Raw genomic sequence first — 6,482 nt, forward strand, 5'->3', positions numbered from 1 at the left:
GCTCGGCGGCGGCCGCCGGCTCGGCCGCCGGCGCGATGGCCTCGGCCGATGGTTCTTCAGCGGCCGCGGCTTCCTGCACTACCGCCTTCGGCTTGCGGGGGCGGCGCTTGCGTGGAGCGGCGGCGCCTTCGGCGGCCTCCGCGGGCGTCTCGCCGGCAGGCACTTCAGAAACGGCGTCGGCCGGCAGCGCGGCTGCATCATCGGGATCAATGGGGCTCATGGTCGGGTTCCGGAAGGGACAGCGGTGGTGTCGGCCTCGTCGGGCGCCGCTTCGGCGTCGACGGGCAAGGAGGATGGGGAGGCGGCGGCTTCGACCGCCTCGAGGACTTCGGCTTCAGGCCCGGTCAGGAGATCGCCTATCGACGGATCTTCGGTCGGCAGTTCGTCGACCGGCAGTTCGTCCGTTGGCAGTTCGTCCATCGGCAGCACCGGCTGGTCCTCGCCCGCGGCCTTGCCGAGCGCGTCGATCAGGGCCCCCTGCTGCGCCGGCGACTCGATCAGCGGCAGCTGGTCGAGCGACGCCAGACCCAGGTCATCGAGGAACTGGCGCGTGGTCGCATAGAGCGCCGGCCGGCCGACGGTTTCGCGATGGCCGATGACCTCGACCCAGTTGCGGTCCTCGAGCTGCTTCAGGATCAGCGAGTTGATCGTGACGCCGCGGATGTCTTCCATGTCGCCGCGCGTGACCGGCTGCCGATAGGCAATGATCGCCAACGTCTCGAGCACCGCGCGGGTGTAACGGGGCGGCTTCTCGGGGTGCAGCCTGTCGAGGTGGTCGCGCAGTTCCGGCCGACTCTGGAAGCGCCAGCCGCTGCCCACGCTCACGAGCTCCAGGCCGCGCTGCGACCAGTCTTCCTGAAGCTCGAGCAACAGGGACTTGATCGTGTCGGCACCCAGTTCGTCGTCGAACAGCACGCGCAATTCGCGCACCGGCAACGGCTGGGTCGAACAGATCAAGGCGGTTTCGAGAATGCGCTTGGCATCCGCCGTATTCATGGTTCGCGATATCCAGGAAAAGGCGCCTCGAGGACGCTTGTTCAGAAGGATGGATGAAGGCGCTGCCGGCACGCGGCGAAAAGCAACGCAAAGCCGGCATCAGGCGGCCGGCGCGGCCCTCGGGACCGTCAGGCGGAATTGTAATCCAGCCCCCATTCGGAGAAACCCTGAAGCAAGTCCGGCGGCGGCGGCGAGAGGAACTCCAGCGGTTCATGCGTCACCGGATGCGCGAATCCCAGCCTGAAGGCATGGAGCGCCTGCCGTGCCAGGCCTGCAGCCGCCGCCCCGCCGTAGAGCGTGTCGCCGACCAGCGGATGCCCTATCGATGCCATGTGCACCCGGATCTGATGGGTGCGGCCGGTTTCGAGCGTGCAGCGCACCGCGCAGCCCTGCTCGTTGCTGTCGAGCGCCTCGATCAGCGTGCGCGCGGGCTTGCCCGCATGGCGCTCGAGGTCGACCACCGCCATGCGCAGCCGATTGCGCGGGTCGCGCCCGATCGGGGCATCGACATGGCGCGCGCGGGCGCCCTGCCAGCCGCGATGGGCGAGCGCCAGGTACTGCCGTCGGACCTCTCGCGCGGCGATCATCGCCACCAGGGCATCCATCGTCTGGCGGCTGCGCGCCACCACCATCAGCCCGCTGGTGTCGCGGTCGAGCCGATGCACGATGCCGGCGCGCGGCAGCAGCGCCGCCCGGGGGTCGAGCGCCAGCAGGCCGTTGAGCAGCGTGCCGCTCCAGTGGCCCGGGGCCGGATGCACCACCAGGCCGACCGGCTTGTCGATGATGCGCAGGTGATCGTCCTCGTACAGCACGCTGAGTGCCATGGGCTCGGCCTTGAAGGCCTGGCTCTGCGGGGTCGGCCGCAGCTCGATCCGCCCGGCCTCGCCGGCATGCACGGTGGCGGAGGTCTTGGTCAGCACGCGCCCCTGGATCTCGACCATCCCGGCGTCGATGAGCTGCTGCAGGTAGCTGCGCGAGAACTCGGGCACCAGCGTCGCCAGGGCGCGGTCGAGCCGCTGGCCGTGCTCGGCAGGGCCGATCAGGAATGCGCGCACTTCGCTGGCGGCAGAGAGCTCCGAACCCTCGTCGTGCTCGGCAGCCTCCGGGGTGTCCGCCAGGGGGGTGGTCGATATAATCAAGGGCAACTGTTTCACGAAAGCCTTATCTGATGTTTCGCGCCAAATTATCGGTCGTCCCCGGCTGGCTGGCCCTGTGCGCCGCAGCTTGGCTGGTAGCCGGCTGCTCGACGACCGACGCCGACAAGACTGCGAACTGGAGCCCGAACCGGATTTATTCGGAGGCCAAGGACGAATCGAGCTCGGGGGCCTACGACAAGGCCGTGCCGCTGTTCGAGAAGCTCGAGGGCCGTGCCGCCGGCACGCCCCTGGCGCAGCAGGCCCAGCTCGACAAGGCCTACGCCCAATGGAAGGCGGGCGACAAGGTATCGGCCATCGCCACGCTCGATCGCTTCATGAAGCTGCACCCGGCCAGCCCGGCGATCGACTACGCGCTCTACCTGAAGGGCGTGATCAACTTCAACGACGACCTCGGCATGTTCGCCTGGATGACGCGCCAGGATCTGTCCGAACGCGATCAGAAGGCGGCCAAGGAGTCCTTCGAGTCGTTCAAGGAACTGATCACCCGCTTCCCCGAGTCGCGCTACACGCCCGACGCCCGGCTGCGCATGAACTACATCGTCAATTCGCTGGCGCAGTATGAAGTGCACGTGGCGCGCTACTACTACACCCGCGGCGCCTACCTGGCGGCCATCAACCGCGCCCAGCTGGCGCTGGCCGACTACCGCGAGGTGCCGGCGCTCGAAGAGGCGCTCTACATTATTTACTTGTCCTACGACAAGCTCGGCATGAACGACCTGCGCGACGACACCCAGCGCGTGCTGACCAAGAACTATCCGCAGAGCCAGTACCTCACGCGCGGCTTCCGGGCCAAGGACGACCCGTGGTGGAAGCTCTGGTAAACGGCCTGCCCGCTCAGTCGAGCGTAAGCGGCAGGAGCGCGGCGATCTCGGCATCGAGCTCGGCCTCGCCCTCGATCCTGCGCATCGGCGGCAGCGCCGCCAGCAGGCGCTTCCCGTAGCCCATCGCGACCAGGCGCGTGTCGCAGATCACAAGCACGCCGCGATCGGACTCGCGCCGGATCAGGCGGCCGGCACCCTGCTTGAGCGACACCGCGGCCTCCGGCAGCGAATACTCCCCAAAGGCGCTGCGGCCCTGGGATTCGAGCCGCTGCGAACGCGCCTCGACCAGCGGATCGTTCGGCGGCGGGAAGGGCAGCTTGTCGATCACCACCAGTTGGAGCGCGTCGCCCGGCGCATCGAAGCCCTCCCAGAATGAGGCCGAGGCCACCAGCACGCAGCCTGCACGTCCCTCGCCGGCGCCATCGCGAAACCGGTCCATCAGTACCCGCTTCGGCAATTCGCCCTGGACCAGCACCTCGGGACGCATGCCGGCCTCCATCTGGTCGAACTTCGCCTTCATGGCGTCGCCAATGGCGCGCAGCGCGCGCAGCGTGGTCGTCAGGACCAGCGTTCGGCCGCCCAGCACAGCGGCGCCGCGCGCGGCCAGCAACGCGACCTGCTGGCTGTGCGCCGGGTCGTTGGGCTTCGGAAAGGCGCGCGGCACGTAGAGCGCGGCCTGGCGCGCATAGTCGAAGGGACTCTGCACCCGCAGCACCTCGGCGTCTTCCAGGCCGCAGGGCTCCGTGAACCAGCGCAGCCTCGGGTCATCGCCCAGCGTCGCCGAGGTGAACACCCAGGCGCGGCCCTCTTCCCCGGGCTCCGCGGCACCCGACTTGAGCACCCGGCTGCGCACCGCCTCGGCGATGTCGAGCGGCGACTCGACCAGCCGCAGCTGCGTGCCGACGTCGACCCAGCGCACCGAGCCGGGCGCGCAGGGCTCGGCGAAGCGCTCGGCACGCTGCGCCAGTTGCTGTGCACGGTCGTGAAGGCGGACAAAATCGGGCGACAGCTCGCTGACCGTGTCGAGCCCGCGCGCAGCGTCGGCGAAGGCCGCCTGCAAGGCGTCGAGCGCTTGCTGCCAGGCCGCGCCGGGCAGGCCCTCAGGCTCCTCGCCCACCCAGCGCAGCTTGGCACCCGGCCACTGCTTGCCGACCACCAGGCGCAGCTCGCGTGCGCCGCGCTCGACCGCCGCCACCAGTTGCTGCCAGTCGACCAGGCCGCGCGCCTGCTGCAAACCTGCCGCCAGCAGGTCGCGAGCGAAATCCAGCGCCTGCCCGGTGCCGAGTTGCACCCCGAGGAACTGCACGCCGGTCTCGTTGAGTTGATGCGCCTCGTCGAACACCACCACGCGCACGCTCGGCAGCAATTCGGCCATGCCCGACTCGCGCACCGCGAGATCGGCAAAGAAAAGATGGTGGTTGATCACCACCACGTCGGCCGCCATGGCCTCGCGCCGCGCCAGGTTGACGTGGCAGGGCTTGAACTGCGGGCATTGGGCCCCGAGGCAGTTCTCGCGCGTCGAGGTGACCAGCGGGATCAGCGGCGAGCGCTCGTCCAGCCCCGGCAGTTCGGCCAGGTCACCGGTGCGCGTGGCCTTGGACCATTGCTCGATCTTGGCCAGCGTGCGCAACGAGCCGCGCTCGGGCAGCGAGGCGTCGTGACGGGCCAGGTCGAGCCGATGCAGGCACAGATAGCTGGCACGGCCCTTGAGCAGCGCGGTGCGCACCGGCAAGCCCAGCGCCGTGACCAGCCGCGGCAGGTCGCGGCCGAACAGCTGGTCCTGGAGCGTCTTGGTGGCGGTCGACAGCAGCACGCGCTCGCCGCTCAGCAGCGCCGGCACCAGGTAGGAGAAGGTCTTGCCGACGCCGGTGCCGGCCTCGACCACCAACTGCCCGCCCTGCTCGATGGTGCGCGCCACCGCGAGCGCCATCTCGGTCTGGCCGGCGCGCTCCCGGAACTGGTCGGCGGCATGCGAGAGCACCCCTCCCTGCGCGAAGACCTCGCGCACCTCTTGTTCGAGCGCCATCAGGCAGGCTCTTGCGGGTCGAGCAGGTCGACCAGCCGCGCAATCTGGTCGCGCAGCGCCAGCCGCCTCTTTTTCAGGCGCCGCAGCAGCAGTTCGTCTTGCGGCACGACATCGCCGAGCCGGTCGATCGTCGCATCGAGGTCGGCGTGCTCGATCCGCAATTCGATCAACTGGCGGGAATATGAGTGAAGATTGGAGTCCAAGGGGGCGCAGTACGAAAAGCGATGCCGCGACCGTCCGGTCGCGGCTTGTGTTCGCTCGATAATACGTCTTCGTCCCGTTTGCATCTTCACATCAAAGACCGCGCCATCGGCGCAACCGCGCCACATGACCCGAGGCTTTCGACTCGCCGCCGCCACCGGCCTCCACAAGGGAGACCGCCCCTACCAGCAGGACCAGGTCTTGGTCATCACCCATCCGCGGGCGCCCGGCTGCGTGCTGGCGGTCGTCGCCGATGGCATGGGCGGGCGCAGCGGCGGACGCAAGGCCTCCGACCAGGTCTTGCTGACCGCCCAGCAGTTGTTCACGCGCTACAAGCCCGGGCGCGACGAACCGGTCGGCATGCTGCGCCAGCTGCTGGACGACGCGCACACGGTGATCAAGCTCACGGCGGTGTCCAGCGAGCAGGAGCCGCACAGCACCTTGGCCGCCTTCCTGATGAACCCGGAGGGCGACTGCGCCTGGATCCACGCCGGCGACTCGCGCATCTATCACTTCCACGAAGGCCGGCTGGTCAAGCGCACCAAAGACCATTCCTACGTCCAGGTGCTGGTCGATCGCGGCGAGATCGACGAGGACGAGGCCAGCGTCCATCCCCAAAGCAACATCCTGCTCGGCTGCCTCGGCATGAAATCGACGCCGCCGCCGGTCGAGGTCCACCTGATCCCCCGGCTGAAGGCCGGCGACGTGATGATGGCCTGCAGCGACGGGCTGTGGCACTACTTCAGCCCGATCGAGATGGGTGAGCTGCTGGCCGAGAAACCACCGCGCGAAGCCGTCGAACTGCTGGTCGCCGAGGCCCGGCGGCGGGCCCGCGGCGGCGGCGACAACATCTCGATCGCCGTCGTGAAGCTCGACACCCTCCCTGCCGACGAGGAGTGAATCGCGCCTCGCACCGTGCCGTGCTCAGGGTGAGGCGGGGCGCACGGGGTTGGGCAGCGGCGCCGACCGCGGCTTGGTGTTGTTGGCATTGCGCCGTTCGCTGTCGGCGCGCTGCTGCTCGGCCCTCTGCAGCTTTTCCTCGTAGGCCTGGCGTGCCGCCGGGGCCTCGGCGCGCCGACGCTCCGCCTTCGCCTGATCCTCGGCATGGGCGCGCTGCTTGTCGTCGAACTGGCGCTGCTTGTCGGCCGCCTCGGAGGCGGCCTGGGCGCGCCCGGCCGCATGCTCGGCGGCGCGCTGTTCCCGCTCCTGCTGCGACTTCAGCGACTGCTCGCGCTGGGCGTCGGCGTCCTTGGCGCCCGCGCTGCCGCCCTTCTCCTCGAG

6 protein-coding genes and 2 pseudogenes are annotated in these 6,482 nt (G+C 69.3%); 2 read left to right on the forward strand and 6 right to left on the reverse strand.

The window, feature by feature from the left end; translation table 11 throughout:
- The 3 genes and pseudogenes from AC1DY5_RS37380 to AC1DY5_RS37390 all read right to left on the reverse strand — a co-directional run.
- A pseudogene (locus tag AC1DY5_RS37380) lies at positions 1–220 on the reverse strand (pseudouridine synthase); the annotation flags it as partial.
- The gene (gene scpB / locus AC1DY5_RS37385; RefSeq protein WP_478119520.1) at positions 217–996 is read right to left on the reverse strand and encodes an SMC-Scp complex subunit ScpB; all 780 of its coding nucleotides are present in this window, start codon (positions 994–996) and stop codon (positions 217–219) included. The gene scpB and the pseudogene AC1DY5_RS37380, both read right to left, overlap by 4 nt.
- A 128-nt stretch (positions 997–1,124) precedes the next feature.
- Complete coding sequence (locus AC1DY5_RS37390) at positions 1,125–2,141, reverse strand: RluA family pseudouridine synthase (protein WP_478119524.1); 1,017 nt, start codon at positions 2,139–2,141, stop codon at positions 1,125–1,127.
- Positions 2,142–2,164: 23 nt separating this feature from the next.
- Here AC1DY5_RS37390 and AC1DY5_RS37395 point away from each other — a divergent pair, with 23 nt between their 5' ends.
- Positions 2,165–2,974, forward strand: a complete 810-nt coding sequence (locus AC1DY5_RS37395; RefSeq protein ID WP_478119521.1) for an outer membrane protein assembly factor BamD — start codon at positions 2,165–2,167, stop codon at positions 2,972–2,974.
- A 13-nt stretch (positions 2,975–2,987) separates the two neighbouring features.
- Here the strand turns inward: AC1DY5_RS37395 and AC1DY5_RS37400 are convergent, their stop codons facing one another.
- Together AC1DY5_RS37400 and AC1DY5_RS37405 are read right to left on the reverse strand one after the other, a co-directional pair.
- Positions 2,988–5,000: an ATP-dependent DNA helicase gene (locus AC1DY5_RS37400; protein ID WP_478119522.1), complete on the reverse strand. Its 2,013-nt coding sequence runs from the start codon at positions 4,998–5,000 to the stop codon at positions 2,988–2,990.
- Positions 5,000–5,203 (reverse strand): DUF465 domain-containing protein, encoded by a 204-nt coding sequence (locus AC1DY5_RS37405; RefSeq protein ID WP_478119525.1) that lies wholly within the window; start codon positions 5,201–5,203, stop codon positions 5,000–5,002. Before AC1DY5_RS37405 ends, AC1DY5_RS37400 begins: the two co-directional genes overlap by 1 nt.
- Positions 5,204–5,327: 124 nt before the next feature.
- On the opposite strand from AC1DY5_RS37405, the gene AC1DY5_RS37410 reads away from it, so the two are divergent.
- A complete protein-coding gene (locus AC1DY5_RS37410) occupies positions 5,328–6,101 on the forward strand; it encodes a PP2C family protein-serine/threonine phosphatase (RefSeq protein WP_478119523.1) in 774 nt (257 codons plus the stop codon).
- A gap of 24 nt (positions 6,102–6,125) precedes the next feature.
- Here the strand turns inward: AC1DY5_RS37410 and AC1DY5_RS37415 are convergent.
- A pseudogene (locus AC1DY5_RS37415) lies at positions 6,126–6,482 on the reverse strand (hypothetical protein); the annotation flags it as partial.

Source organism: Variovorax sp. P4_D9, from assembly GCF_056401695.1.